Genomic DNA, 24,799 nt, shown 5'->3' with positions numbered 1-24,799 from the left:
GCGCCTTACGGCGCGAACCGCGGCGCTTCCGCTTCCGCCAGAACGATGGCGAACTGGTCGTCGGAGTCCGTCCACTGCGCCACCACGCCCCACCCCGCCGCCCGCAGCAGGAGGCGGGAATCGCGGTCGCCATATTTGTGGCTGTTCTCGGTGTGGATTGTCTCCCCCGCCGCCATGGTGAAAGCGCGGCCGTCCACGCCGAAGCGGACGGCGCGCAGGGCCTCGAGGTGCATCTCGATCCGCGCCTTGTCGTCGTTCCAGATCGCGCGGTGGCGGAAGGCTTCGACGGGGATGTCGCCGTCCAGCTCGCGATTGATGCGGTGGAGGAGATTGAGGTTGAACGCGGCCGTGACGCCGGCGGCGTCGTCATAGGCGCGGACGAGGATGGCCGGGTCCTTGATCCGGTCCATGCCGATGAGGAGGTAGGAGCCCTCGCCCAGCGTGTCCTTCATCGCGCGCAGCAGGTCGACGCCGGTGCGCGGCACCAGGTTGCCGATGGTCGAGCCGGGGAAGAAACCGAGCTTCGGCGCCGCCGACACCGCCGCGGGGAGGACGATCGGCCGCGTGAAATCGGCCTCCACCGGCAGCACCGGCAGCGCGGGGAAGTCGGCGCCCAGGAGCCGCGCCGATTCGCGCAGGAAGTCGCCGCTGATGTCGATCGGTACGTAGGCAGAGGGTGCGACGGCACGCAGCAGGATCGGCGTCTTGGCGGAGGAGCCCGAGCCGAACTCGACCACCGCCCGCCCCGCGCCGACCATCTCGGCAACCTCTGGGCAGTGGCGCTCGAGCAAAGCCGTCTCGGTACGGGTTGGATAATATTCGGGAAGCCGGGTGATCTCCTCGAACAGCTCCGAGCCGCGGCGATCGTAGAACCAGCGGGCGGGGATCGCCTTGATGGGGGCGGCGAGGCCCGCCAGGACATCCTCGCGAAAAGCGGGATCTGGCCGGAGCCGGCGCGGCGCGTCCATCAGACGTCGCGGGCCAGGCGGACGCCGCAAAACTGCCAGCGCTGGTGGGGGTAGAAGAAGTTGCGATAGCTCGCGCGGAGGTGCCCGCGGGGAGTCGCGCAGGACCCGCCACGCAGCACCATCTGGTTGACCATGAACTTGCCGTTATACTCGCCGACCGTACCCGGCTCCGGTGTGAAACCAGGATAGGGAAGGTAGGCGCTGCCGGTCCATTCCCAGACGTCGCCGAACAATTGCCGCAAGCCCCGACCGTCGGAAGCCGCCCGCGGACGGACGGGACCCGCCGCATCGAGCTGGTTTCCGGACGCCGGATCGGCGGGACCCGCCGCCGCTTCCCATTCCGCCTCGGTCGGCAGCCGGGCGCCGGCCCAGCGGGCGAAGGCCTCGGCCTCGTAATAGCTGACGTGGCAGACCGGCTCGGCGGCGTCGACCGGCTGGAGCCCGTCCAGCCCGAAGCGCCGCCAGCCGTCGCCGTCCCGCTCCCAGTAAAGCGGCGCCGCGACCCCCTCGCGCTTCACCCAGTCCCAGCCGTCGGCCAGCCACAGGCTCGGCGTCTCGTATCCGCCCGCGTCGATGAAGCGGAGCCACTCGCCGTTGGTGACGGGGCGGTCGGCGAGTTCGTGCGGCGGCAGGAACACCGCGTGGCGCGGCCGCTCGCAGTCGAAGGCAAACCCGGCACCCGGGTCCCCAATCTCATACAGCCCGCCCGGCCGCTGCGTACCCCCAAGCGGCGGCGCCGCCCGCGGCGCGGCGGTGCCGACGCGCGGCCAGAGCGCCGGGCGGAGCGGGTTCTCGGCCATGGCGGCGAGCATGTCGGTGAGCATCAGCTCCTGGTGCTGCTGCTCGTGCTGGAGGCCTAGCTCGAGGATGCGGTGCGCGTCCGCGTTCAGCGCCGGCAGCGCCCGCGCCACCGCCTCGTCGACATAAGCGCGCCAAATGCGGATCTCGTCGAGGCTCGGCCGGCTGAGCATGCCGCGCATGGCCCGCGGATGCCGGGCGCCCTCGCCTTCATAATAGGAGTTGAAGAGGTAGGCCCAGCTCTCCTCATAGGGCCGGTGCCCCGGCACATGGTCGCGCAGCACGAACGTCTCGAAGAACCAGGTCGTGTGGGCGAGGTGCCATTTGGCAGGCGACGCGTCCGGACACGGCTGCAGCGTCGCGTCCGCGTCGGAGAGCGGCTCGGCAAGCGCGAGGCTCAGCGCCCGCACCGCCGCGAACCGTTCCGCCACCTCGTCGCTGCGGGGCATTCTCGCCTGCGTCGCCACCAATCCTCCCCGCGATCATTCTACATCCGTAACCTGGGTCAGTCAGCGCTCCGCGACGCCCCGGGTTCCCACAGGATATCGCCGCCCTCCGCGGCCGCCACCAGCCGGGCGAGCACGAACAGATGGTCGGACAGCCGGTTGAGATAGGCCAAGGCCAGCGGATTGAGCGGCACGGCGCGTCCCGCGGCGACGGCGGAGCGCTCGGCGCGGCGGACGATGGTGCGGGCGAGGTGAAGATGGGCCGCACCTGCGCCGCCGCCCGGCAGGATGAAGCTGCGGAGCGGCGACAGACCGGCGTTCATGGCGTCGATCTCGCGCTCGAGCCGGTCGATCTGCGGCTGGACGATGCGCAGCGTCATTTCGCTCGGCGCGAAATCGTCCCCAGGCGTGGCGAGGTCGGCCCCGAGGTCGAACATCTCGTTCTGGATGCGCCGCAGCGTCGCGCGGTGCCCCTCGTCCGTCACGTGGAGGAGGGCGATGCCGATGGCGCTGTTCGCCTCGTCGACATCGCCCATCGCGTGGGCCCGCCCGTGATCCTTGGCGATGCGCGAGCCGTCGGCGAGGCCGGTGTCGCCGCCGTCGCCGGTGCGGGTGTAGATTTTAGTGAGCCGGACCAGCTCAGTGCCTTCCGCTGGCGAGGAGCAGGATCAGCATGACGATGACGATCGCCACCGCCTGGAACAGCACGCGCTGGCGCATCAGATTCTGCGAGCGCTCGCCGGTAATGTCCTTCTGCTGCGCCATGCCGATCACGCCCTTGACCAGCACGAAGCCCGTGGCGCCCATGGCGGCGATGAGGAGGAGAACAAGGAGGATCGTCATGCGCCCTATCTAGGAATTCGCCGCGGAATATCCACCCGGCACTTTGCCTGTGTCGAGGCAGCGGGATCGAGCCCGGACGGGGGGGCGGAGCAGGGTTCGGCGGCAATCGTCATGGGACTAGGCCTGATGCCGCGGCGGGAGGCCGCAACGCTCCCTCCGCGCGGCCCGAGAATGTCCGCTTACGGCCCATAGCGGACGTTCGATCACGGAGCCCGTGACGAAACCCTCGTCGTGCCTCGGGAGTGACACCGGTACAGGAGAGGTAGATACACAAGTCCGCCGCTCTTGCTGAGGATGACTCAATGCGTTTTCGACTCGCCACGTTGCCAGCATCCCTGCTCTTTGCCGCTGCTGCCGCGCCGACGCTTGCGCAAACCTCGGTGCCGAGCGCGTCGTCGGCCCCGCTCGACCCAGCAGCCCGCGCCGCGATCGTGGGGCAATTGTCGACCGAGCTGCGCAGCCGATACATATACCCGGATGCCGGCGAGAAGGGTGCCGCCGCGATCACCGCCGCCGCCGGCTCGGGCGCCTATGATCGGTTCACCGACCTGCCGTCCTTCGCCCGTCGGCTGACCGACGACCTGCGCGGCGTCCTCCACGACAACCATCTCGGGGTGTTCGGTGAGACGAACCGGCCGGCCCTGAGCGTCGCGTCGATCCCGGGCGACGAGGCCGGAATCGTCCGCGTAGGCAGGCTTTCGGGCGGGATCGCCTATCTGGAGATCGCCGGCTTCGCCAATCCAAGGGCGTTCAAACCGGCGCTCGACCGCGCCATGGCGGGACTGAAAGGCAGTCGCGCCGTGATACTCGACATGCGCGGCAACCACGGCGGCGATCCGGCGTCGGTGAGCTACCTGGTCAGCCATTTCGTGCCTGCGGGCAAGCGGATCGAAATCAACAGGATCGTCTGGCGCAAGGCGGGGACGAGAGACCTCACGCGCAAGCCCTTCTTCAGCGAGCGGACCCCGGTCAGCTTCGCCGGCCTGCCCGTTTATGTTCTCATCGGCGGCCACACCTTTTCGGGCGGCGAGGAACTCGCCTACGACATTCAGACGCTGAAGCTTGGCACCCTCGTCGGCGAGACGACCGGTGGCGGCGCGAACCCGGGGCAGAGCTTTCCGATCGGACACGGTGTCATGGCGTTCATCCCGACAGGTCGCGCGGAGAGCCCCGTTACCGGATCCAACTGGGAGGGACGGGGGGTGCAGCCCGATCTCCAGGTGCCCGACGCGGATGCGCTGGCGACGGCGCTGCGCCGTCTCGGCCAATCGCCCGCCGCCGCTACGATCGAAGCGGCATCCCCCGTCTCGGTCTTCACGCCGCGCACCGTGCCGCTCAGCGGCTCGGAGCCGATGCTGCGCCGCCTCCTCGCCGGCCGGGCCGCGCCTGAGCCCGATTACACTTTGTTGTCAGCGGACGCCGGGGAGCCGGGCCGGGCGGCGCTTGCGGCCGCGCACCGCCGCCTGCAGGCGCTCGGCGATCCGCAGGCCATCCACTTTCGACGCCCCGACGGCTTCGGCTTCGACGAGTTCACGCTCGTCTACCCCGATCACACCTTGCTCGTCGCGATCGACCTCGACCCGGCCGGCAAGCTCATCGGCCTCATCGGCCCTGACAAGGTGTCGCCTTAGCTGCGCCGATCTGTCGACTTGGTGCAGCACGCCGGCTCCACAGGATGCGATGCGACGCCCTTTCCTCCAGGTACCGCTGTTGCGGGCTTTCGCTCGCTTGAGCTGTTGCGTTGTATGATCCGGACCGTCTGATCGCTCAGCGAGTGTCAGAGCGAACAAGGCGGAAGTCGGGCGCTCGGCAGCACGCTCTGAATGACCGATTGTGGGGCGTAAGCCGCCATTCGGGTAACCTCCGGGACCGGCAGCTATCGCATCGCCGCCAGCCGAAACCGGACCGGGAGCTAGCGGCCAGTCTCTGCCGCCGGGAACACGGCAGCCAATGTCCGCTAACCACCCATTGCGGACCTTCCGCGGGAGCGTCCGCTTTCGACCCATTGCGGACGCTCGCTTAGAGTGCGAGGCTGCGGCAGGAGGCGAGCACGTGGGGAAGCTGGTGAAGCATAAGCCGGTTGAGAAACCGGAGTGACGCGGGCGCTTCTGTGTCTCTTGTTCACCGCTGCCATCGTAGGACCGGTTTCCGCCCACGGGAGCGCGAGTTCGAAGCTTCCGTTCAATCGCGAAAATGTAACGCGGGTGCTCGAAGAGTGTCACATCGGTGGCGCTTATGGGGACAGTATGATCCTGGTCGCGGGCCCGCTCTCACGAAGACAGCGACGATGCCTCTACCGCAAGCTGGTTCTGCCACCGGACCTCATCGTGATCAGCGTCTAACCGACGGTGCTGGTGGGTTTGTAAACGACATAATCGGCACTTTTGTGCTAAACAGGCGCCGGGGGGTACAAGGCCGCTTTCCACCCGAAGGGGACGTTGGCGAATGCGGGCTATCGACCCATCGCAGACATTAGCTTCTCGCTGCTCCTTCACATGCCTTCAGGGCCTCGAACGCAAGACCGTCCAAGAAGTCGTCACCGAGGGTTCGGTGAACGCTCGCAGGTCGGCAGCTAGCAATGGGTCCGCGACGATGGACGCGGCCTCGAAGAGCGGCAACGGAACAGACTCGCTGGAGAGTTCTCTTTGCAAGAACGGCAGCGCCAACGCCTTGTCGCGCTGAGCCAAGCCTAGGATCGCTTCAGCCCGCACAAACTCGTTTTCGTCCTGAGCGGCGCGAAGCAGCGCCTCCCTTACTTCCTGCGTGTCTATGTCCTGCTGAGCCAGCAAGAGCGTAGCCCAATCGCGGTTCGCCGGATGTGCGTCACTGGTCATGCCGATGAGGCGATGGAGGTTGGCGTCACCGTGTTCATCACGGGTGAGCGGCGCATCATCGTCGAGGAGCATCTTCAGAAAATAGGAGGGTGGCTCGTATCGCTCGGTCATAGACGGCAGCCTAACACCGGAATGTCCGCTTTCCACCCATGGCGGTCGTTGGAAGCAGCCATCCCCACGCAGCAGTGTACTGCGTCTTGGGCGAGACCTCGGCTTCAGGGGCGAGGCTTTATCCATAAACTACCACCGACGAGTGTTCGGATGACATGGACCCTGCGGTCGGAACCGAATTGATAGAGCGTCGCGCGGGTTACCATGCGGGGGTCCGCGAGGAAGTTCGGCGGCAGGTCCGACCTGTCCACGGTGTCGTACTCGTCGACGACGAGCAGGTTACCTCCGTCCTGCCATCCCTCACTGAAGCCGATAACTCGCCCGGGAGAGACTTTCGCGGATGACTGGACGCGCAGCCACTCAGTCTTTCCAGCCGCGAGAAGCTTCCCGTTGTCGTACCAGCGCACGTCGTCGGCGATGTACGGGGCGAGGCGGGCAACGCTCTCGGTGTTCATGGGTCCGGTAACGAGTGCTCGTACATCCTCGACGTAGGCGGGGGGAGCCGGCGGCGGCGCGGCCTGCGCTCGCATTTGCCCACCCATGAGAAGGGCCGCAGATGCCAATAGCGAAAACTCGAAGCGCATGCCGGCCAATATAAATGAGCGGCGCCCGCGGTGGCAATGTCCGCTATCGACCCATTTGAGTCCTTGGCCGGTGCTGCCTTCGGACCGATTGCGGAGGTTGAGGGGGCGTGCGATGATCTCGCCCATGAACATCATTTTGATCGCTTTTCTAGCGGCTCAGGTGGGTGCTGCGACAACACCAAACAGCCGATCCTACCCTGCTGGCGTAGGCCGATGTCAGACCGATCGCGCGCAGTTGCTCATGCTGAGCCAACGCGAGTTCGACCAAAATCTGCGTGGAGGTTGGCGGGAGCTAGCGGCCCGACCCGGGTGCGAAGTTTTCGCCGCCGACCTCATCCGCGACTATCGAGCCGCCCATGGCGTGAGCGACGGCATCCTCTTCTGGCACGAAGGACAGCTTCGAGCCGAAGGGGGACAAACCGCCGAGGCGATCCTCTTGTTCGAACGGTCGAGGAAGGGACTCGACGACGCCTTCGGCTGGAACGCGTACGTGGACGCGACCATCGCGTTTCTTCGACGGGACCGTCGGGCGCTACTTGCAGCAAGAGAGGCTCTCGCGCGTACGCCCCGACCGGTTGATTTCAATCCGCACGATCCTGAGGGCAGGCCGCTGCACATCGGATGGCCGCCGAATTTCGAAGCGGTCGATGGGCTAGTAAGGTGCTTCGGCCGTACCTATTCCGAAGCTTATGGTGTGACGTGCCGCCCGGCAAACAACCATGTCTCAAGGCCCAAGCGCTATGTGAGCCGCCGCCACTGAGCGTCCGTTTCCCACCCATCGCGGACTTACCGCTGGAGGGTCCACTTACGACCGATTGCCGACGTTCGGCGCCGCCACTACGGTGGTGATCGCGACATGCATCAGCTGACTGAGACATATCTGTAATGGCTCGTGTTTTTGCGCTCTTGCTCGGCATCGGTCTCGCGGTTTCCCGTCCCGAGGCCCGTACGGGCGAGGATGCGGAGCTGAAGCAGTGTCGGGAATGGATCCAGGGCCATTCCCAACCGTCCGCGAAGCGGTCTGCCCTCATCAAAATCCTCTCGCCGCGGACAATCTGCTTCGATGGTGAGATTTTCCCTTCGACGTTGAAACAGGCGAACGCGTGGGCCGATAGGCCGGCAAAGCCACGGGGCCGACCAAGGCTTGTGGTTCGCTCCATCGGCGGGGATGCGGATGCCGCGATGGACCTTGCCGAGAAGCTCCAGCGGCTCGACGCGGAAGTGACCGTCGTCGATTATTGCATGTCGTCCTGCGCCAACTACTTCTTCGCCGCGCTTCGCACGCGAAGGGTCACGCCCGGCGCGTTGCTTCTCTTCCATGGCGGATATTCCGCGAAGGACCGGCCGGAGACCGCCGAATGGCTGGACAAGGCGCTCCGCGACCCGGCAGTGTTGCGCAGCGTCCCCGACCCCGTCCGCTGGCGGGAAAACGAGCTGAAGAGATTCGACAGGAGCGTCAATCGCCAGAACGCGCTCTATCGTCGCGTCGGAGTCGACTCGCTGGTGGTGACGGGTATGTCTTCCGTGGATGAAAAGGCTATCCCGGTCTCCGGTTGCGGCACCCGCAAAGATGCGCAACGCGCATTTTTGTTTTTAAATACCAAGCAGTTGCGCCGACTGGGCATCGTAATTGAGGACGGGAAGCCGTCGATCGACCCCTCCGAGGCCGATCGCCGGCTTGCGCAGTTCGGCTTCCGGTTTACCGCGTGCGCGGCACCGACCACATATTTCGGCGCGAAACCCGGAAAAGCAACCCAGCCACGGTGACGGTGCAGGACCTGCGAACGAACGCTTTCCACCCATTGCGGACATTCGGTGATTAGGCTGTTCCGAACAAGCCGCTGGAGTGAAGGCGCTCCAACACCGCATCGAGGTCTACGCCGCCGGCGCTGGAGCAGCCGAGCTCACACGTAAAGCCATCCCACCAAGTGCGAACTGCTGCGGATAGCCGTCAAACTCTATAAGGGCTTCAAGGGGCGATCCGGTCGGCTGGCGCGGAGAGGTTCGGAGTGCGGTGGCTATGCTGTGCACCAGGTCGCGCAGCTGTGAACCTTCCTCAAAAATCGGGAAAGCTGAGGCCGGTGTCGGTGCGTACGACGCTTATCACGTCCGCAACTTCCATCTTCTGAGTGCATTTCGCAATGTCCGCTTTCCACCCATTGCGGACATTCGCAGCCCGTGCGAGGATGCTGGAGTAAGGGGAGCGGTGGGAAGCTCGTGAAGCATAAGCCCGTGGAGAAGCCGGAGTGACGCGCCGCTACCTGGGGGCCGGGATGGTGGTCGCCGGGATACTGCTCATACTGCCCGAATTGGCGGTGGTGCTCGCGAGCCGCGCTTATTTCAGCTTCGGGACCAGCTTCTCGCTCGTGTGGCCCGCTATCGCCGGAGCCCTAGGGGCACTGATGCTGTGTATCGGCATCTGCACACTGACCCGTAAGCCGGTCGAGAACCCGGAGTGATACTGGCAATGCTTTTGGCGGCAGCACAGCCGCCCGGTATGACAGACGAGGCGTGGGATGTTCTCAGAGAGCGCATCGAGAGCGCCCCGCAAGCCGTGGCAACCTTCATTGAGCGCCGGACAACCTGCAATGAGATCCGCCGCGATCCTCGTCGCGGCCCGGCCTTAGCAGCGAGACTGCGAATCCAATTTCGGTGCGCGAGCCTCTCGACTGACGGCCAAGCGCTGTACCGGGCTTATCATTCGCGGCCCCAGATCATCCAACTGCTCAAGGAGACCGAAAAACTGCGACCGTGGTAGCCCATTTTCAAGGTATAGGATCGCCAGTGAGCTACGAAGGCACGCCCCTCACATTCGGCGGCTTCCTCTTGGCAGTGGCCATTGCGGCACTCCTGCTGGCAGGAGCCGCCGTCTGGCTAATCCTTGCCGGTCCGTGGAGACCTTAGTGGGTTTGCAAACGACCTAACCACCTGTCCCGTGCCAACGAGGTGAGGCCGCGCCGTCGGGAAGGCGAATGTCAGCTTTCCACCCATTGCGGACATTCGAGGCTACTGGTCTAAGACCGAAATGACAAAGGCTTTTTGCTCCGGTGGCTCGGTGAGGGTCCTGTGCACTCTCCTTGTCGGCTCCGGTCTCTTTTCCGCACTGTTGGCCCTTTCACGGTGGGGAGCATCCAGCCAGCTCTGGCAACGGACGCATTCACCTTTTTTTTTGGAGCGGTGGCTCCGATCATGTTCGCGCGAGCCGCCCTTGCTAGAGATCGGCCGGGGCAGCAGATACGCCGCGACTTTCTTTGGTCTCTTATGCTCGGCTTCGTGGTCGTGAGCCCTTTATCGGCGGTCCGTTGGGGCAAGCGACTGTTCTTTGGGGAGATGGACTGGTTCGCCCCACTCATACTCTTTGCCATGGTGTCGGCAGTCCCGATCGCAATGGTATGGTCATCGAGCCGCGATGCGCGGTGATCGCCCGAATGTCCGCTCCAACCTATAGCTGCCATCCCGCATCGCGCAGATAGGACCATGCTGAGCGCCCGCTATGGGTGGGCAGCGCGACAAGCGCCCAACCTCCGAACGGCTGGTTAGCGGTCCTGCTGCCCCACCGTCAGTTCGTCCGCGCCTATGTCGTCGGTGACAGAGTGATTGCCTGGTACTTTCACGGCGGCTTCGGGGCCCGTTTCCATGTGGTTGGACTCGTCCGTCTTGTCACTGACGCCAAGCGTCGGCCCTCTCTGTCGCTTCTCGACGGCGGCCTGACAGGGCCCCTTTGCGAGGCGACACAAGCTATCCTCGACGGCATAGCCCCCCACATGGAAAAGTAGGCGAACGTCCGCATGACGCGCCCCCAACGTCCGCAATGGATCGTAAGCGGACATTCTCACCACCAAAGACGCCCAGCCGCCGCCGTACTGCCGCCCGGGAGCCGCCAGGAAAACGGACGCTACAGATTCCCTTGCGATTCCCTCAGCGGCGAGAGCGGCGCCACCGATCGAGCCAATGCAGGAGCACAAGTCCTGCGACGTAGCTGGCGAGGACCGGTTTGAGGTTCAGGCGGACGTCGATTCCGAGGAGGGTCCCCACGACGGCAATTAGAATAAGGGAAAGGCCCAGGGCGACTGGCAAGACCACGGCGTAAAGAAGCAACCCGGTGGCGCTCGCCTTGTTGAGCACTCGCCCAGCTCGTTGCTCGCTAAGCGCGCTACTCGCCCCAAGGACGAAGCTGAATGCGACGGTGATTACGAGGGCAGGCGCCACTGTTCGGATCCCTTCCACTCGGGTGATTGGCACGCGTTGCGGCAAATTAGCCCCGCAGCGCTTCGGCCTCCGTCCACCAACGCATGTGATCAGCTTTCCCGCTCCCGGCCAAGATGCTGTCAATTGCCCTCGCAAGCCGCTCGACAGTGGTGGTCGTGCTCACTCGCATCAGCCGCCGTCTGATCCACGGCCGCGACGGCTCAATGAAACAGAGGAAGCCGTCCTCATACTCCTCGTAGTTGCCGCAGCCGATCCAAAGCGGGAAAGTTTCGCTCTCTATGTCGATACGCCAACCCCAGTCTTCGGGAGTCACCGCAGTCACCTCGAACCCCTGCTGCGGAAGCTCCTGCGAAAGGAGATTCGCCAATCGCCTGCCGTAACGGCCGGCATTGATCTGACCCTCTTCCCCCGGCATCGGCGGGAACTCGGTTGATCGGAACTCCAGGTGGGTGCGCATCCCCGAAACAGACCACATGATGCCTAATATATGCTTTTCACCTCTGCCAAACGCTCAGGCTGCCCGAGCCGCCGCGGTGTCAGCTGACGTGGCCACCATCTTTAGAACTTGGCTAGATGCTCGTATCCAAGAGGATACCAGATGCCGCGCTTGAGCCAGTTTCCCATGTTCGGAAGCACGTGGTCCTCGTCCAGGTCGGTTGCGTTTTCGACAGGAGCGACGTGCCGGGGCTGCCGCTCGCTTCCGAAAGCTTCCTCAAGCAAAGCCAGGGCATCGGCTTCGGACGCAGCTGTTATGCCGACTCCAGGAGCATCCGTGCACTCAATCCAGTAAGCGACCAACATGGAGTCACCGTAGGAGCAAGCAGGACCGTCGCCTAGACAAGGGGAAGCGGGCGCTGGGCGCTGACGCGCGAATGTCCGCTGTTGCGCGGCCCCGCCAAGGACCTGAGCGAGGGTTAGTCGCGCGAAGCTGTCGCTTGGCTGGAGTACCGCCAATGCGCGGCACGGGTGGATAGCGGACATCTCTTCCGCTCACCAATGGTCCGCATATTCGGCGACGATTCCGTTGACGATGAGGGCTATCAAGGCGACCGCGTAAGAGCCCAGAAGCTCAGCCCGAAGGCACCCTTGGCTGCGGCTGCAAGCAAGAACGGGAGAGCCAGCCACAGCAGGAACGCTTTCAGGCCAACTCGGCGGTTGTTGATGAGCTCCCGCATTAGAGCAGTATCCGCTTGCCACCCTAATAATCGCTGAACGCCAGCTAGAGGTAGAAAGGGGACATTCACCCGACCCGTTGCCAACGAACTTTCGATACGCCGTGCGGGCCGAAACCGCCCTTGAACTCACCAAGTCTGCGCACTGCTCTCGATGGGTTCACCTTCAGCAACTGCTGCAGTCGCTGGAGAGCACGATCATGCTCTTCTGTCCGCAGCGAGCACAGGATGATCGTCGGCCGGCCTCCAGGCTCCTGCGTCGAATGCATCTTTCCAACGGCACCATCTAGCACGGCCTTCCGTGACAAACCGCATGTCGTCCTCAGTGATGAGGCTGAGCCAATAATGGTTGCTCCACTCGTCCGTTTCCTCATCGCAGATGCGACTGTAGGCATCTGGCGCCCCTTCGAGATCGGCTACACCCGTCAGGGGTTGTTAGAAGTCATGCACCGTGTGAACGGTGTTCCACTGCCGAGACGGGGCTTTCACGACTCACCCTTTGCGACTGGCCCGGAGAAACCGCAACGTCCGCAATGGGTCGTAGGCGGGCGTTCCCGCTGACCGTATGCAATGGGCGCATGCTAGACCTGCAACCGGGCGAGGACGAATGTCCGCAATGGGTCGGAAGCGGACGTGCAGGACCACGCCTCATCGCTGTGCTAAGTTCCCTTGAGCCGTCACCGCCGGAGGGACCGAATGACCGCGAATCTTGCGCAGGAGGCCGACCCATTGGTCGCGATGGTCGCGGCACCAGACCATCATCATGTCCTCCTGGAGAACGACCAGGTCCGCGTCCTCGATACTCGGCTGGGTCCCGGCGAACGCACGCCCGTGCACGCTCACGGGTGCCCAAGTTCACTCTACGTGATGAGCTGGAGCGACTTCGTGAGGCGGGATGCGGACGGCAAGGTGCTCGTCGATTGCCGCGCATCGGACAGCCGTCCCGCCGCGGGCGACGCCTTGTGGTCTGCGCCGCTTCCTCCGCATTGGGTTGAAAATGTCGGTGATCGCGAACTGAGGATAATCGCGGTCGAACTGAAGCACGCCTGAAACGAGGCACCCTGGCGCCGGCTGTGGGTTCCTTACTGCGAATTTCTGCAGATCGCCGCACGGCAGCCGCGGCTCATCGCGTCCCACTAGAGACCAGCCAAAAAGGGGTACTTTCGGGGGTACATTTCCGTGACGGTTACGGAACGAGCTGCAGAAAAGCGTCACGCAGCACGTCGTTCGATTCCGTCCCTGGGCATCGCATGGTAGGCCCAAGCGGTCCGCAGCCGCCTCGAGGTGATGGCGAGCCCAGGGGTCGAACGTTGCACTATGCATCAGTGACGCGCACGGCATCCAGCACGATCAGGGGTACTTTTGGGGTATCGCCAACGGGCGTTCGGTAGGTACCCTGCGAATGACGCTCTGGACGGTCGACGGTGTCTTCTTTGCGCCAGAAGCGGGCGCTCACCAAACCCGTTGAGCTCCGCAAGAGCAGACGCTCGGTGCCCGCAGCGATCGCCAAATGCCCACGGCGTGTGATTCAATCGACGCCGCGGTGTTGGACGGGTGGCGGAGCTCGAGCCTCAGGCGCCCGCAATGCCCTCGAGGACGATGCCGTGGCCGGAGCAATATTGGCACGTTTCGCCGGCCACCATGCCCTTTCCTTCGCATCTTGGACAAACATTCTCCCCCAGGCCCCCGGGGCCCGAACGCGTCTCATCACCTGGTGCCGGATTGCTCGGGTCCGGATGCTCCATCGGCTGCCTCCTATATTGGCCGGGTTTCGGCGCCTGAGTCGAGGTCTCGGTGCCGGAAGTTGATTGCCGCAGCGGCTCGAACTGGCTATCTAACGGTTGGTTGATAACATTGGAAGGCCGCCGTGCAAATCAGTTTAGAAGGCAAGACCGCCTTGGTAACAGGCGGCGTGAACGGCTTGGGTAGGATGATTGCGGAGGGGCTTCTCCGCGCCGGCGGGGAGGTGATCGTCACCGGCCGAAAGGGTGTGGATGAAGCTCGGCACCAGCTGTCTTCGCTGGGCACCTGTCACGCCATTGAAACCGATCTCCGTGCGGAAGGCGCGATCGACCGCCTGCAACAGGAAGTCGCCAAGATGTCGGACTCACTGCACATTTTGGTGAACAATGCCGGCGCTACCTGGGGTGCCCCACTTGACGAATTTCCGGATCGAGCGTGGGCCGGAGTGATGGACTTAAATATCCGTGTCCCGTTCGCCACGGTGCAGCGTCTGCTCCCGCAGCTGGCGGCCGCCGGACGCTCCGCTGACCCGGCTCGGGTGATCAACATCGGCTCGATCGCCGGGGTCTCAACGACCGGGCTCAACGCCTACAGCTACTCGTCGAGCAAGGCCGCCCTCCATCACCTCAGCCGCGAACTTGCCGCGGAGCTTGGCAACCGCCATATTGCCGTGAACACCATCATCCCTGGTTTCTTCCCGACGAAGATGACCGCACATATCCGCGGGGATGAGGCTAAGACCGAGGAGTTTGAAGGCCGAATTCCACTCGGTCGCTTCGGGACCGCTGGCGATATCAGCGGCTTGTGCGTGTTTCTTGCCTCCGAGCACGCATCTTACATCAGCGGGGCTCAGATCCTCCTTGACGGTGGTCTCATCGCCACGCGCTAGGTCACTCCGGGCAGACTGAACTGCCGCGGTAGACGATCCCCTCTCCCAGCCAATTCCCGCCATCAAGGTAGAGGGTCGTTCCGGTTACATAATCGTAGAGCGGACTGACCAACGCTGCGCCCCAATTTTGCAGTTCCTCGTCCGTCGCCCAGCGCCCTGCCGGTGTAACAGAGGGGATGAAGTCGGCCACTGCGCCACCAAGATTGTCAGCAGCGCCTTCGGAGAGATATTGGGGACCTAATGCATTTACCTGAATACCAAATTGCGCCCACTCCCGCGCCAGGGTCTGCGTAAGGTGTGAAACTGCAGCGCGGGCAGCGCCGGAGTGGGCTATCCCCGGCGATCCGCGCTCAATGCAGCTTGCGGATATATTGAGAATTTTGCCTCCGGCCTCGCGATCGATCATGTGCTGACCGACGGCTCGGCACATGTAAAAGGTACCATTGAGGCAAACGTCTATTACCGAACGCCAGCCCCGCGGAGAAATGCTCTCGGCCTTGGATGGAAACTGCCCACCCGCATTATTAACGAGAATATCGAGCCCCGCGTGCTTGTCGACGATGCGGGCCACCACGGTATCGACCAGAACGTCGTCCCGAATGTCGAGAAGCTCGTAAGAGGCGTCGATACCTTCGCCCTTCAGCAACTCCACGGCCGACCTAAGCCTTCCTTCGTTCCGCGCCGCTATGATAACGCGGGCGCCGACCTTGCCAATTCCGCGCGCCAGCTGCAGCCCGATGCCGCTGCCGCCACCAGTCACGAGCGCTACGCGCCCGCAGAGTAGGTCATCCCGAAACAGCATTCTGCCCACTCCCCATCCCCGCGCTCGGCGGAATTCGGATCAGCCCTTCCTGCGCAACGGAGGCTACCATCCGGCCGTCGCGCGTGAATACTTGGCCGCGGCCGAGAAATCGGTTCGAAGATCCGCCGGGGCTATCGAGGGCGTAAAGCAGCCACTCGTCCATCCGAAATTGCCCATGAAACCAGATGGAATGATCCAGGCTTGCATCTCCCAGCGTCGGCTCGCCCCAGCCAAACCCAAGCGGGAGCAGGCCCGTATCCAAGATGTGCATGTCGGACGCGTACGCGAACAGCGCTGCGTGAATCGGGCTTTGCTCGGCCGCGTCGATGGGATCTGCGGCGCGCATCCAGAAGTGGCGTCGAGGATCACTGGGGGCCGCACGTAGGGGCGTGAACGGCTCGACGAACCGATACTCGATGCCGATGTCAGCTTCCCAAAACGGTCTGACATGAACCGGAAATCGTGACACGAGAGGGTCCACAATAAGATCGATGGAATCGAGTTCCTCTGGAGGCGGAACCTCCGGCATCGGCAGCTGAAGCATCGGGCCCGCTTCCCGGTCGTGGAATGATGCGGCCATGCTCAGCATCATTTCGCCGCATTGGATGGCCTCCAGCCGACGGGCTGAGAAGCTTCGGCCGTCCCTATCCCGCCAGACGCGATATTCGAGTGGTGCATTCGGCTGCGCCCCGCGCACAAAGTAGGCGTGGAGGCTGTGCACCGGCCGCGTCTCCGGCACCGTCCGCTGCAGCGCGGCCAGACCCTGCGCCAGGAGCTGCCCGCCGTACAGCCTGAGACTCTGTACATGCGGAGTCTTGGTCTCGAACCGATCGCTTGCGACCTCTTCGAATTGAAAAAGGCTGGACAGGTCATGCCGCGGTTTCGGCATTAGTACCGCCACGTATCCTGAAAAATCGGCAGCCGTTTGCCGAGCACGCCTTCGGCGACGGTGATAGCGGAACGGGCGGAGCGGTCGATGCCTATCATGCGGCTACGATAGGTGTCGCCGGCCACCCACAATCCCTCAACGGCTGGCACCTTGTTGGACGGGCGGTAGATCCCAACCAGGCCCGGCCTCTGCCACGTGTTGTACGTCAGCACCTTGTGCCGCTTCTTCCAAATCACCTTGTCCTTCAAATCAGGAAAAAATGTATCCATCTCGGCGTCCAGCTGATCGAACTTTTGCCGCATCCAGTCCTTGTCCTGTGACTTCATCGGGTCTGTGACAATGCCACAGCAAAGCAGATGCTTGCCCGGAGGTGCGACGGTCGAGTCCAGGGCCGACGGCAGAAAGGACCAGCCATCCAATCCCGTGTGAGGGCCCTTGACCCATCCCGTCAGCTCAAGGGGAGACTGGGTGAAAACGGGCGCCTCGAGCGCAGCATAGAATCCGAACCAGAAAGTCCGGTTCTCGAGCTTTGCGCTTTCATTGATTTGGTCGACGTACCACTTTGGAATCTGGGCCTCGGGGAGGACCCGAAGGGCATCCCATACAGGAAGTGTGCAGATGACATGTTCAGCCGCTATGGTGGCCATGTCAGCGTCGTATTGCGATTGAGTCTCGACTTCGCCCTCTTCGGCGAGCGGCAGCGCGCCTCGACCCAGGGTGACTCCCTTCACCTTTCCGTCCTGAATATCGACAGACGAGACTCTGACCCCCGTTTCGACGACACCCCCATGCCGCTCGACGACTCCCCGCAGGTCGCGGCACATCTTGACGAACCCGCCTTTTGGCCAGACCGAATAGCCCGCTACACGGCGCTCGCCATAATGAAGCTTACGGGTGAACAAGAAATCGCTCGCGCTGATGTCCCACCAGTGGTCGCCGCCCATGCTTTCGATCTTCGCGAGAGATTCCATGAAGTCAATGATGCCCTTCGCGCTGGTGCGCTGCTCCAGCCACGTGCGAAGCGGCACGTCGTCTAGCTTGTCGAGCTCCTCCCATGGAGTCGCGACGATCTCGCTGACGATGCGCCGGTATTCTTCCTTGTCGTCCTTGTAATAGTCCCGGATGTCATTCCATCGGCCATCGTAGAACACCGGACAAGCATCATTGCGGATCCCGGTGTCCTCGAACGTGAGACCGACGGCCTCGAAAACCTTGCCGAGGCCCGACCCTGTGTCCTCCAAGATGTGCCCGCCCCACTGAAGCGTGTAACCATCGACGGTCACCTCGGCGAGGCGCCCGCCTACGTCCGGGCGCCGCTCGAGGACGATGACCTTCTTGCCCTCCGTGGCGAGCAATGCCGCCGCCGACAGTCCCGTGATTCCGGCCCCAATGATTGCGACGTCGTAAGCGGTCATTCTAAACTCCTGTAGGTCTCTTCGAGGGCCGACGCGGGGCCGTCCGCTCGAAAGTGTCCGGCGTGATGCCCGTGTCGCGGAGAATGTGCTTCTGCACTCGCCCGGTCGGTGTTTTCGGAAGTGATTCCACGAAGCGGATGAAGCGCGGTACGGCGAACCGCGGCATCGTCTCCTGGCAGAAGTGGTGAAGCTCCTCTGCTGTGGGCTCTGCGCCATCGTGGCGCACGACCGCGATCATCACTTCGTCCTCGGTCGCCTCGGACTCGATCGCGAAGGCAGCGCATTCGCGGACACTTGGATGCGCCTGAACGGCGCGCTCGACTTCGAACGAGGAGATATTCTCTCCGCGCCGGCGCATGGCATCCTTGAGCCTGTCGACGAAGGTGAGGTCACCAGCCTCGTTAAGCATTCCTATGTCACCGGTGTGGAACCAGAGATTGCGCCACGCCTCGACGGTGGCCTCCGGGCGCTGCCAGTAGCCTTGCATGATGGCATAGGGTTCCGCGGGGCGAATGACGATCTCCCCGCGCGTGTTGGGCGGCAGAGGATTGTCGTCCGAATCGTGAATGCGAATCTCAACATGCTCGAAGGGGCGCCCCATCGTGCCTGGGGCGCCCATGCCACGCCTCGGGCCACTGACGGTGCCCACCTCGGTCATGCCGTAGACTTCGACCAGCTGCGTGCCGAACCGCCGCGTGAACTCCGCTGCCACACGCGGGGGGCACGCCGCGCCGCCGGCCACCCGCAGGCTGTTATTGCCCTCACCCGGGCGTTCGGGCTGCTGGGTCAGGAAAAGGACGACCGACCCCATGTACATAGTGAATGTCGCTTGATGACGATCGACGTCGGCCCAGAAATCCGTGACGGAAAAGCGCTCCCGCAAAACGCAGCTGGCGCCGGCGATCATGCACGCCTTGATCAGCGCCGACCGCGCGGTGACATGGTAGATCGGAAGGTAGGAGTAGCCGACATCGTCGACGGTCAGAGCCGCCAGCTCTCGCCAAACCCGCGCTGCCCACATCGCGCTCCTGTTGCAGTGCATCACGCCTTTGGACAGCCCCGTCGTGCCGGACGTGTATAGGATATACAGGAGGTCGCTTTCGCTCCTCGGCACCATCGGCAACATCGCGAAAGTCGACGCATCTGCGAGTAGGTGGCCAACCTTGCCTGCGGGCAGTTCGTGTTGAGGGGTGCCGACGACGATCAGGTGGCGCAGCTGCGGAATGGTAACTCGCGCGACGACCGAGACATAGCGTGCCTGCACAATCAGCACCGACGCCCCCGATTCCTCAAGGACGTGCTCCAGGAACTGGCCCTTATACTCCGTGTTGACCGGCACCTCGACGGCGCCCGCCCAGGCGCACCCCAGCCAAGTGAATACATAGTCCGGGGTTGCGTCCTGCATCGTCGCCACCCGATCGCCGGGTTGAACGCCGAGAGAGGCCAGCTGCGCCGCGACCTGCTGCGCACGGGTGCGGAGCTCGCCATAACTGATCGCACGTTCGAGGGTGAGGATGGCCGGATGGTCGGCGAGCTTCTCGGCGCGATCATCGATGATCGATGCCATCGTCCAAGGGCCCTGATAATCGTAGGCGCCCATGGTCAAACCCTGAGGATCTCTAGGCCGCCATGCGCTTCGATGACCTGGCCGGTGATGTAATCGGAGTCAGTGGAGGCGAGGAAGGCGGCGACGCCACTGATGTCCTCAGGCACTCCACCACGCCCAAGGGGTATCTGCGCGACAACCCGATCAAGGAAGTCCTCGCGCATCGCAGTTCGGCCGTCATCGACGGGGGTGGTGAGCCCCGTGCCACCGATAAAGCCGGGCGCGATCGCGTTAACGTTGATTTGCCGAGGAGCCCATTCCCGCGCCAAGGCCTTCGTCAATCCGATCAGACCAGCCTTGGCAGCGCTATAATTTGCGGAAAGCTCACGGCCGTAGATCCCGCTCACGGAGGCCATATTGATCACTTTGCGATGATGTCCGTCCTCGGGAACGAGACGCAGGAGCGGCGCGAATGCCCGGCACATCAGGAAAGCGCCTGTGCTGATTACGTTGTGCGCAAGGACCCAATCCCCATCGGTCATCTTGTGGAGCGGCGCGTCGCGGACGATTCCGGCATTGTTTACGAGGATGTCCAGCGCGCCGTGATGATCGGCTATGCGAGCTGCAAACGCGGTCACCTGCTCGGCGGAGCTGACGTCTAGGCGGACGGCCAAGCCGGGCTTCGCCAAGCCGGAGGCAACTGAATCGGCGGCATCCGCGTCGAGGTCCGCAACGATAACGATTGCGCCCTCCAGCGCCAGCCGGCGGCAAATAGCGCGCCCAATCCCGCTCCCACCGCCGGTCACTACGGAAATCCTACCCTGAAGCCGTTCGAGACGGTCCATCCGAGTCACGACCCTGCCCGTGAGGGAATGATCAAGCTGTCGCGGCGGCTGAGCGTCATCGACCTAGTTCATCTTCCGGTCGTCGAGCCCAAGTCCGCGCCCGATGATCTCTTTCATAATCTCGGATGTCCCGGCGAAAATACGGTCGATACGTGCGTCGGTGAACATGCGGCTGATCCGAAATTCCTCCATATAGCCGGCGCCGCCGTGCAACTGCAGGCACGTATCCACGACCCGCCCCTCCAGCTCGCTCGAGATCAGTTTGGCGGCAGAAGCGTCCTCGGCGGTGAGTTCCTGCCCATTCAGCAGGAGCACGCACTGGTCGACATAGGTCTGAGCCGCGTCGAGCTCGGCACGCATCTCCGCCATCTTGAAGCGCGTGTTCTGGAAGGCGCCGATCGACTTTCCGAAGGCACGGCGCTCTTTGACATATTCCAGTGTGAGATCGAACGCGGTTTGCGCGGCCGCCATGAAGCCTATGGCTGCGACGAGCCGCTCCTGCGCGAGGAAACGCGCCAGATATTTGAAGCCTTGTCCTGCCTCTCCAAGGAGATTGCTCTGCGGGACCTTCACGTCATGGAAGAAAAGTTCAGCGGTGTCCTGCGACTTCAAGCCGATCTTAGCCAGCTTCCGGCCACGCTCGAATCCTTCCATTCCGCGTTCGACCAGGAAAAGACTTATCCCGTGCGGCCGGCTCGGATCAGTGCGTGCCGCAACGATGATTACGTCCGAGAGTATGCCATTGGAGATGTAGGTCTTTGCGCCGTTGAGCACCCAGTGGTCCGCCCGTTCCACCGCCCGTGTCTTCATTCCTGCGAGGTCGCTGCCCGTCGAAGGCTCGGTCATCGCAATGGCCAAAATTGTCTCCCCAGAGACGATGCCCGGCATCAGCCGCATCCTTTGCTCGTCAGTCCCGAGCTTGGCGATGTAAGGCGCTACGAGGTCGCTGTGCAGATTGATGTAGAAGCCAATATCGCCGTGACGCAAATTCTCCTCGATGATGATTTGCTCAAAGCGAAAGTCATCGATACCCGCCCCGCCGAAACGCTCGTCGGCCCAGGTGCACAGGAAGCCGGCTGCGCCCGCCTTGTGATAGACTTCCCGGTCCACCTGTCCCGCTTCGCGCCAGCGCTCGGCGTGCGGTCCCACCTCCTTCAACATGAACGCGCGGACGCTATCGCGGAACTGCTCGTGCTCCGGTTCGAAGATGAGCCGCCTCATTGCGAATTGAAGCTTTGGCCGGCCGCCGCCATTTCGCGCAGCTGCCGGGTGGGGGCGAATCGCGCCCCGTGTTGTTGCGCGAGCCTGTCGCACTCGGCGACGAACTGAGGCAGACCGATCGTCTCGACGAGCGAAAGCGTTCCGCCCGTCCAGCTCGGAAATCCCCAGCCGTACACGCTGCCGAGATCCGCGTCCGCCGGATGGGTCAGGACACGCTCTTCGAGACATCGAGCAGTCTCGATGGCCTGAATGTACAGCAGCCGTTTCGTGACGTCGCTGGGCGATGGCTGCTGCGCGGCGACTGGGAAGGCCTCAGCGAGGCCCCGCCACAGCCGCTTCGACCCGCCTTCCGGATACTCATAGAAGCCGCCCCCGCCCTTGCGGCCGGAACGGCCGAGTTCGTTGACCATCTTTTCCATCACCTGCATCGAGGACGGACGGCGATAGCCCGCCTCTTCCGCCTCGGTCTGGCGGACGATCTTGATCGGCAACTCCAGGCTCACTTCGTCCGTGACGGCGAGCGGCCCCACCGGCATGCCTGCGTTTCGCGCGGCGTTCTCGATCAGCGCAGGGTCGACGCCTTCCCGCAGCAATTCCATGCCTTCGTGGATGAACGTTTGAAACACGCGACTGGTGTAGAATCCCCGGCTGTCGTTGACGACGATCGGGATCTTGCGGATCTGAGTTACAAAGTCGAGCGCGCGCGCCAGCGTCGCCTTGGAGGTGGCGCGACCGAGGATGACCTCCACGAGTGACATCCTGTCGACGGGCGAGAAGAAGTGCAGCCCGATGAAATCCTCGGGACGTCCGAACGCCTGCGCGAGCCCGCTGATCGGCAGCGTCGATGTGTTCGAGGCGAAGATCGCCTCGGAGCCGATAGCTGCCTCCGCTCTGCGGGCGACGTCCGCCTTAATTGACGTATCCTCAAAGACGGCTTCGATCACGAGCTCGGCGCCGCGCAATGCGTTGTAATCGACCGTGGGCACAATGCGCGCCAAAATGGCGTCGGCGTCCTGCTCCGTCAGCACACCCTTCTGCAACTGCTTGGCGAGCAGCTTGGCGGAATAGTCCTTTCCCTTCTCGGCAGCCTCCCTCGAGGTGTCGATCAGGACCACCTCCATTCCAGCCTTCGCCGCGACGTATGCGATCGCCGCGCCCATCATCCCGGCACCCAGAACCCCAAGCGTGGCGACCTTGAGCTTGGGCACGCCATCAGGTCGTCGTGCGCCCTTCTCCGCCATCCCCTTTTGGATGAACGTGGTCCGAATGATGTTGCGGCTGACCGGGCTGGTGAGCAGCTTGGCGAAATAGCGGCTCTCAACAAGCAGGCCCTTGTCGATCGGCACCTGCACCCCCTCGAAGATTGATGACAGGATCGCTATCGGCGCCGGATAATTGTCACCGAAGCGCGCGCGCAGCCTGGCCGTCGTCGCAGTAAAAAAAGCAGCCGTTGACTGTTTGAGGAGGCCGTCCGATTCGGGTATCGCAAATCCCCGTTTATCCCAGGGGCGCGCCGGATCGGGAGCACTGGCCAGCCACGTGCGAGCGCGGGTGAGCACCTCATCCTTGGCCACGACCTCATCGACCAGACCGAGCGCAAGGGCCTCGGCTGGCGCGTATGTCCTTCCCTCGAGCAGCACCTCGGCCGCGCGCGCCACCCCGATAATCCGCGGCAGTCGCTGCGTGCCGCCCGACCCCGGCAGCAGCCCCACGGTCACCTCGGGCATGCCCACGACCGCCTTGCTGTCGTCTGCCAGTATGCGATGGTTGCAAGCCAGCGCCAGTTCATACCCGCCGCCAAGGGCAAACCCCGCCATCGCTGCCACGACCGGCTTGCCGCACGTCTCGAGCAACCGGTGCATATGCGTGGCGCGTTGACTGAACCCGAACGCCTCCCCGGGCGTCATCCCGGACGCCTGGTCGAGGATGAACTTGAGATCCGCGCCCGCCATGAACCCGGGCTTGGCGGACGCGACGATGATGCCTGTGACACCGACATCGTCGCGCAGCCGCTCGATGGCCTGCGACATCTCGGCGATCCAGGCTGGCGCAACTGTGTTCACGGCTGCGTCCGGCGCATCGAGCGTGAGCGTTGCAATGCCTTCCGAGACGTCGATCTTGAGGTAGCGCATTCCAGTCATATCCGTTCGATGATGGTCGCGGTGCCAAGGCCATTGCCGGCGCAAAGCGTGATGAGCGCCGTGTTCAGGTCGCGCCGCTCAAGCTCGTCGAGCACCGTCCCCAGGATCATCGCTCCCGTCGCTCCCAATGGGTGCCCGAGGGCAATCGCGCCGCCGGCAACGTTGGTGCGCTCCGGATCGAGGTCCAGGTATTTCATGAATCGAAGCACCACGCTTGCAAAGGCTTCGTTGATCTCGAACAAATCAACATCGCCTATCTGCATGCCTGTGCGCTTGAGGAGCTTCCGAGTGACGTCCGCGGGAGCGGTTAGCATGATCGTCGGCTCGGAGCCGATGTTGGTGAAGCCCCGGATACGGGCGCGCGGCTTCAGCGCTGCTGCCTGACCGAACTCGGCGCTTCCCACCAGCACCGCGGCAGCGCCGTCAACGATACCGGACGAGTTGCCGCCGGTGTGGACGTGCTCGATCGCTTCGACCTGCGGATATCGCTGGAGCGCGATTGCATCGTAGCCCATGGCGCCTTGCCCGATGAAGGCTGGCTTCAGGCCGGCGAGCGACTCCAACGTTGTCTTCGGGCGCAGATACTCGTCTTTTTCGAGTACCGTCTGTCCGATCACGTCCTTTACCACCGCTACCGACTTGTCGAAGTTACCGCTCCGCTGTGAGTTGGCTGCGCGACGCTGGCTCTCGACGGCGTAGCGATCGACATCTTCGCGGGTGAAGCCGTCAAGCGTCGCAATCAGATCCGCCCCTATGCCCTGGGGAGCAAAATAGCTGTGATAACTGCGCCAAGGATCAGCAGACCAAGCGCCGGTGTCCGCGCCGATATAGGTACGGGACATCGCCTCCACGCCGCCGCCGACAGCCGCGTCGGCCGCCCCGCTCATCACCTGCGCCGCCGCGTTGTTCACTGCCTCGAGGGCGGACGCGCAGAAGCGATGGACCTGCTGGCCCGCAACGCTCTCGTGCCAACCGGCGGCGAGTATCGCGGCGCGGCCGATGTTGCCACCCTGCTCACCGACGGGCTGCGCGCAGCCGTAGATCACGTCGTCCACAAGGGAGGTATCCAACCCGTTGCGTTGGGCCAGGGCCTCTAAAGGGGTGGCCGCGAGTTCCACCGCTGTGATCTCGTGCAACGACCCATCCGATCGTCCTCGGCCGCGCGGCGTGCGCACATGATCATAGATGAAGGCTTCCGCCATGGCAGTCCCCTGACCCGTGTCAAATCGGCACCGACCCGGGCGCCTGCTCATGAAGCTAACGCACCGAGCCGTCGCTGTCTACCATCCGTTTGGTATTTTTTCGTTTGACTTCGCCCGGCAAGTTCCACAAACCGACAGCGC

General features: G+C 63.6%; 23 protein-coding genes. 6 read left to right on the top strand and 17 right to left on the bottom strand.

Annotation, left to right across the window (positions count from 1 at the left end; translation table 11 throughout):
- Positions 1 to 5: 5 nt before the first annotated feature.
- Genes egtD through VGC56_RS05730 form a run of 4 tightly spaced genes read right to left on the bottom strand, consistent with a single transcriptional unit; the run spans position 6 to position 3,055 of the window.
- The gene (egtD, locus tag VGC56_RS05745; protein WP_464123840.1) at positions 6 to 968 is read right to left on the bottom strand and encodes an L-histidine N(alpha)-methyltransferase; all 963 of its coding nucleotides are present in this window, start codon (positions 966 to 968) and stop codon (positions 6 to 8) included.
- Complete coding sequence (egtB, locus tag VGC56_RS05740) at positions 968 to 2,215, bottom strand: ergothioneine biosynthesis protein EgtB (RefSeq protein ID WP_464123839.1); 1,248 nt, start codon at positions 2,213 to 2,215, stop codon at positions 968 to 970. The genes egtD and egtB overlap by 1 nt, the downstream gene beginning before the upstream one ends.
- 56 nt (positions 2,216 to 2,271) lie before the next feature.
- Entirely contained in the window at positions 2,272 to 2,850 is a 579-nt protein-coding gene (locus VGC56_RS05735) for a cob(I)yrinic acid a,c-diamide adenosyltransferase (protein ID WP_464123927.1), read from the bottom strand.
- Between the two features lies 1 nt (position 2,851).
- A complete protein-coding gene (locus tag VGC56_RS05730) occupies positions 2,852 to 3,055 on the bottom strand; it encodes a twin transmembrane helix small protein (protein ID WP_464123837.1) in 204 nt (67 codons plus the stop codon).
- Between the two features lie 302 nt (positions 3,056 to 3,357).
- Here VGC56_RS05730 and VGC56_RS05725 point away from each other — a divergent pair, with 302 nt between their 5' ends.
- On the top strand, positions 3,358 to 4,686 hold the full coding sequence (locus VGC56_RS05725) for a S41 family peptidase (protein ID WP_464123835.1): 1,329 nt from the start codon (positions 3,358 to 3,360) through the stop codon (positions 4,684 to 4,686).
- Positions 4,687 to 5,556: 870 nt separating this feature from the next.
- Here VGC56_RS05725 and VGC56_RS05720 read toward each other — a convergent pair.
- The gene (locus tag VGC56_RS05720; protein WP_464123834.1) at positions 5,557 to 6,000 is read right to left on the bottom strand and encodes a HEAT repeat domain-containing protein; all 444 of its coding nucleotides are present in this window, start codon (positions 5,998 to 6,000) and stop codon (positions 5,557 to 5,559) included.
- 104 nt (positions 6,001 to 6,104) lie between these two features.
- The gene (locus tag VGC56_RS05715) at positions 6,105 to 6,710 is read right to left on the bottom strand and encodes a hypothetical protein (protein ID WP_464123832.1); all 606 of its coding nucleotides are present in this window, start codon (positions 6,708 to 6,710) and stop codon (positions 6,105 to 6,107) included.
- On the opposite strand from VGC56_RS05715, the gene VGC56_RS05710 reads away from it, so the two are divergent.
- The 3 genes from VGC56_RS05710 to VGC56_RS05700 all read left to right on the top strand — a co-directional run bounded on the left by VGC56_RS05710 (position 6,709) and on the right by VGC56_RS05700 (position 9,043).
- Positions 6,709 to 7,344, top strand: a complete 636-nt coding sequence (locus VGC56_RS05710) for a hypothetical protein (protein ID WP_464123830.1) — start codon at positions 6,709 to 6,711, stop codon at positions 7,342 to 7,344. The two genes, VGC56_RS05715 and VGC56_RS05710, sit on opposite strands and share 2 nt — an antisense overlap.
- A gap of 125 nt (positions 7,345 to 7,469) precedes the next feature.
- Complete coding sequence (locus VGC56_RS05705) at positions 7,470 to 8,351, top strand: hypothetical protein (protein WP_464123829.1); 882 nt, start codon at positions 7,470 to 7,472, stop codon at positions 8,349 to 8,351.
- Positions 8,352 to 8,830: 479 nt separating this feature from the next.
- Positions 8,831 to 9,043: a hypothetical protein gene (locus VGC56_RS05700; protein ID WP_464123828.1), complete on the top strand. Its 213-nt coding sequence runs from the start codon at positions 8,831 to 8,833 to the stop codon at positions 9,041 to 9,043.
- A 1,459-nt stretch (positions 9,044 to 10,502) separates the two neighbouring features.
- Here VGC56_RS05700 and VGC56_RS05695 read toward each other — a convergent pair.
- From VGC56_RS05695 to VGC56_RS05685, 3 genes are all read right to left on the bottom strand, one after another.
- Entirely contained in the window at positions 10,503 to 10,709 is a 207-nt protein-coding gene (locus tag VGC56_RS05695) for a hypothetical protein (RefSeq protein WP_464123826.1), read from the bottom strand.
- A 130-nt stretch (positions 10,710 to 10,839) separates the two neighbouring features.
- Complete coding sequence (locus tag VGC56_RS05690; RefSeq protein WP_464123825.1) at positions 10,840 to 11,268, bottom strand: hypothetical protein; 429 nt, start codon at positions 11,266 to 11,268, stop codon at positions 10,840 to 10,842.
- Between the two features lie 83 nt (positions 11,269 to 11,351).
- Positions 11,352 to 11,594 (bottom strand): hypothetical protein, encoded by a 243-nt coding sequence (locus VGC56_RS05685; protein WP_464123823.1) that lies wholly within the window; start codon positions 11,592 to 11,594, stop codon positions 11,352 to 11,354.
- Between the two features lie 1,067 nt (positions 11,595 to 12,661).
- Between VGC56_RS05685 and VGC56_RS05680 the strand changes: the two genes are divergently transcribed.
- Together VGC56_RS05680 and VGC56_RS05675 are read left to right on the top strand one after the other, a co-directional pair.
- Positions 12,662 to 13,015, top strand: a complete 354-nt coding sequence (locus VGC56_RS05680; RefSeq protein WP_464123822.1) for a cupin domain-containing protein — start codon at positions 12,662 to 12,664, stop codon at positions 13,013 to 13,015.
- 817 nt (positions 13,016 to 13,832) lie between these two features.
- Positions 13,833 to 14,597, top strand: a complete 765-nt coding sequence (locus VGC56_RS05675) for an SDR family oxidoreductase (RefSeq protein ID WP_464123821.1) — start codon at positions 13,833 to 13,835, stop codon at positions 14,595 to 14,597.
- Between the two features lies 1 nt (position 14,598).
- Here the strand turns inward: VGC56_RS05675 and VGC56_RS05670 are convergent, their stop codons facing one another.
- From VGC56_RS05670 to VGC56_RS05635, 8 genes are all read right to left on the bottom strand, one after another.
- Complete coding sequence (locus VGC56_RS05670) at positions 14,599 to 15,399, bottom strand: SDR family oxidoreductase (RefSeq protein WP_464123820.1); 801 nt, start codon at positions 15,397 to 15,399, stop codon at positions 14,599 to 14,601.
- Complete coding sequence (locus tag VGC56_RS05665) at positions 15,383 to 16,288, bottom strand: acyl-CoA thioesterase (protein WP_464123819.1); 906 nt, start codon at positions 16,286 to 16,288, stop codon at positions 15,383 to 15,385. The genes VGC56_RS05670 and VGC56_RS05665 overlap by 17 nt, the downstream gene beginning before the upstream one ends.
- Positions 16,288 to 17,703: a phytoene desaturase family protein gene (locus VGC56_RS05660; protein ID WP_464123817.1), complete on the bottom strand. Its 1,416-nt coding sequence runs from the start codon at positions 17,701 to 17,703 to the stop codon at positions 16,288 to 16,290. Before VGC56_RS05660 ends, VGC56_RS05665 begins: the two co-directional genes overlap by 1 nt.
- Before the next feature lies 1 nt (position 17,704).
- On the bottom strand, positions 17,705 to 19,303 hold the full coding sequence (locus VGC56_RS05655) for an AMP-binding protein (protein WP_464123816.1): 1,599 nt from the start codon (positions 19,301 to 19,303) through the stop codon (positions 17,705 to 17,707).
- A gap of 2 nt (positions 19,304 to 19,305) precedes the next feature.
- Positions 19,306 to 20,094, bottom strand: a complete 789-nt coding sequence (locus VGC56_RS05650) for an SDR family oxidoreductase (RefSeq protein WP_464123815.1) — start codon at positions 20,092 to 20,094, stop codon at positions 19,306 to 19,308.
- 63 nt (positions 20,095 to 20,157) lie between these two features.
- Complete coding sequence (locus VGC56_RS05645) at positions 20,158 to 21,315, bottom strand: acyl-CoA dehydrogenase family protein (RefSeq protein ID WP_464123813.1); 1,158 nt, start codon at positions 21,313 to 21,315, stop codon at positions 20,158 to 20,160.
- Positions 21,312 to 23,447 carry a 3-hydroxyacyl-CoA dehydrogenase NAD-binding domain-containing protein gene (locus tag VGC56_RS05640; RefSeq protein ID WP_464123811.1) on the bottom strand — a complete coding sequence of 712 codons (2,136 nt, stop codon included), beginning with the start codon at positions 23,445 to 23,447 and terminating at the stop codon, positions 21,312 to 21,314. The genes VGC56_RS05645 and VGC56_RS05640 overlap by 4 nt, the downstream gene beginning before the upstream one ends.
- Positions 23,448 to 23,452: 5 nt before the next feature.
- Entirely contained in the window at positions 23,453 to 24,658 is a 1,206-nt protein-coding gene (locus tag VGC56_RS05635) for an acetyl-CoA C-acetyltransferase (protein WP_464123809.1), read from the bottom strand.
- Positions 24,659 to 24,799 lie beyond the last annotated feature (141 nt).

Source organism: Allosphingosinicella sp. (assembly GCF_036403745.1).
In the GTDB taxonomy this organism is placed as follows: domain Bacteria; phylum Pseudomonadota; class Alphaproteobacteria; order Sphingomonadales; family Sphingomonadaceae; genus Allosphingosinicella.
The sequence above is the reverse complement of the archived record's forward strand: the minus strand, read 5'-3'. Positions and strand labels throughout refer to the sequence as shown.

What these genes read in the sequence shown, in the direction of transcription:
- egtD (WP_464123840.1), bottom strand. Translation starts at nt 968, where the DNA reads ATGGACGCGCCGCGCCGGCTCCGGCCAGATCCCGCTTTTCGCGAGGAT.
- egtB (WP_464123839.1), bottom strand. Translation starts at nt 2,215, where the DNA reads ATGCCCCGCAGCGACGAGGTGGCGGAACGGTTCGCGGCGGTGCGGGCG.
- VGC56_RS05730 (WP_464123837.1), bottom strand. Translation starts at nt 3,055, where the DNA reads ATGACGATCCTCCTTGTTCTCCTCCTCATCGCCGCCATGGGCGCCACG.
- VGC56_RS05725 (WP_464123835.1), top strand. Translation starts at nt 3,358, where the DNA reads ATGCGTTTTCGACTCGCCACGTTGCCAGCATCCCTGCTCTTTGCCGCT.
- VGC56_RS05720 (WP_464123834.1), bottom strand. Translation starts at nt 6,000, where the DNA reads ATGACCGAGCGATACGAGCCACCCTCCTATTTTCTGAAGATGCTCCTC.
- VGC56_RS05710 (WP_464123830.1), top strand. Translation starts at nt 6,709, where the DNA reads ATGAACATCATTTTGATCGCTTTTCTAGCGGCTCAGGTGGGTGCTGCG.
- VGC56_RS05715 (WP_464123832.1), bottom strand. Translation starts at nt 6,710, where the DNA reads ATGGGCGAGATCATCGCACGCCCCCTCAACCTCCGCAATCGGTCCGAA.
- VGC56_RS05705 (WP_464123829.1), top strand. Translation starts at nt 7,470, where the DNA reads ATGGCTCGTGTTTTTGCGCTCTTGCTCGGCATCGGTCTCGCGGTTTCC.
- VGC56_RS05690 (WP_464123825.1), bottom strand. Translation starts at nt 11,268, where the DNA reads ATGTGGTCTGTTTCGGGGATGCGCACCCACCTGGAGTTCCGATCAACC.
- VGC56_RS05685 (WP_464123823.1), bottom strand. Translation starts at nt 11,594, where the DNA reads ATGTTGGTCGCTTACTGGATTGAGTGCACGGATGCTCCTGGAGTCGGC.
- VGC56_RS05680 (WP_464123822.1), top strand. Translation starts at nt 12,662, where the DNA reads ATGACCGCGAATCTTGCGCAGGAGGCCGACCCATTGGTCGCGATGGTC.
- VGC56_RS05670 (WP_464123820.1), bottom strand. Translation starts at nt 15,399, where the DNA reads ATGCTGTTTCGGGATGACCTACTCTGCGGGCGCGTAGCGCTCGTGACT.
- VGC56_RS05665 (WP_464123819.1), bottom strand. Translation starts at nt 16,288, where the DNA reads ATGCCGAAACCGCGGCATGACCTGTCCAGCCTTTTTCAATTCGAAGAG.
- VGC56_RS05660 (WP_464123817.1), bottom strand. Translation starts at nt 17,703, where the DNA reads ATGACCGCTTACGACGTCGCAATCATTGGGGCCGGAATCACGGGACTG.
- VGC56_RS05655 (WP_464123816.1), bottom strand. Translation starts at nt 19,303, where the DNA reads ATGGGCGCCTACGATTATCAGGGCCCTTGGACGATGGCATCGATCATC.
- VGC56_RS05650 (WP_464123815.1), bottom strand. Translation starts at nt 20,094, where the DNA reads ATGGACCGTCTCGAACGGCTTCAGGGTAGGATTTCCGTAGTGACCGGC.
- VGC56_RS05645 (WP_464123813.1), bottom strand. Translation starts at nt 21,315, where the DNA reads ATGAGGCGGCTCATCTTCGAACCGGAGCACGAGCAGTTCCGCGATAGC.
- VGC56_RS05640 (WP_464123811.1), bottom strand. Translation starts at nt 23,447, where the DNA reads ATGCGCTACCTCAAGATCGACGTCTCGGAAGGCATTGCAACGCTCACG.
- VGC56_RS05635 (WP_464123809.1), bottom strand. Translation starts at nt 24,658, where the DNA reads ATGGCGGAAGCCTTCATCTATGATCATGTGCGCACGCCGCGCGGCCGA.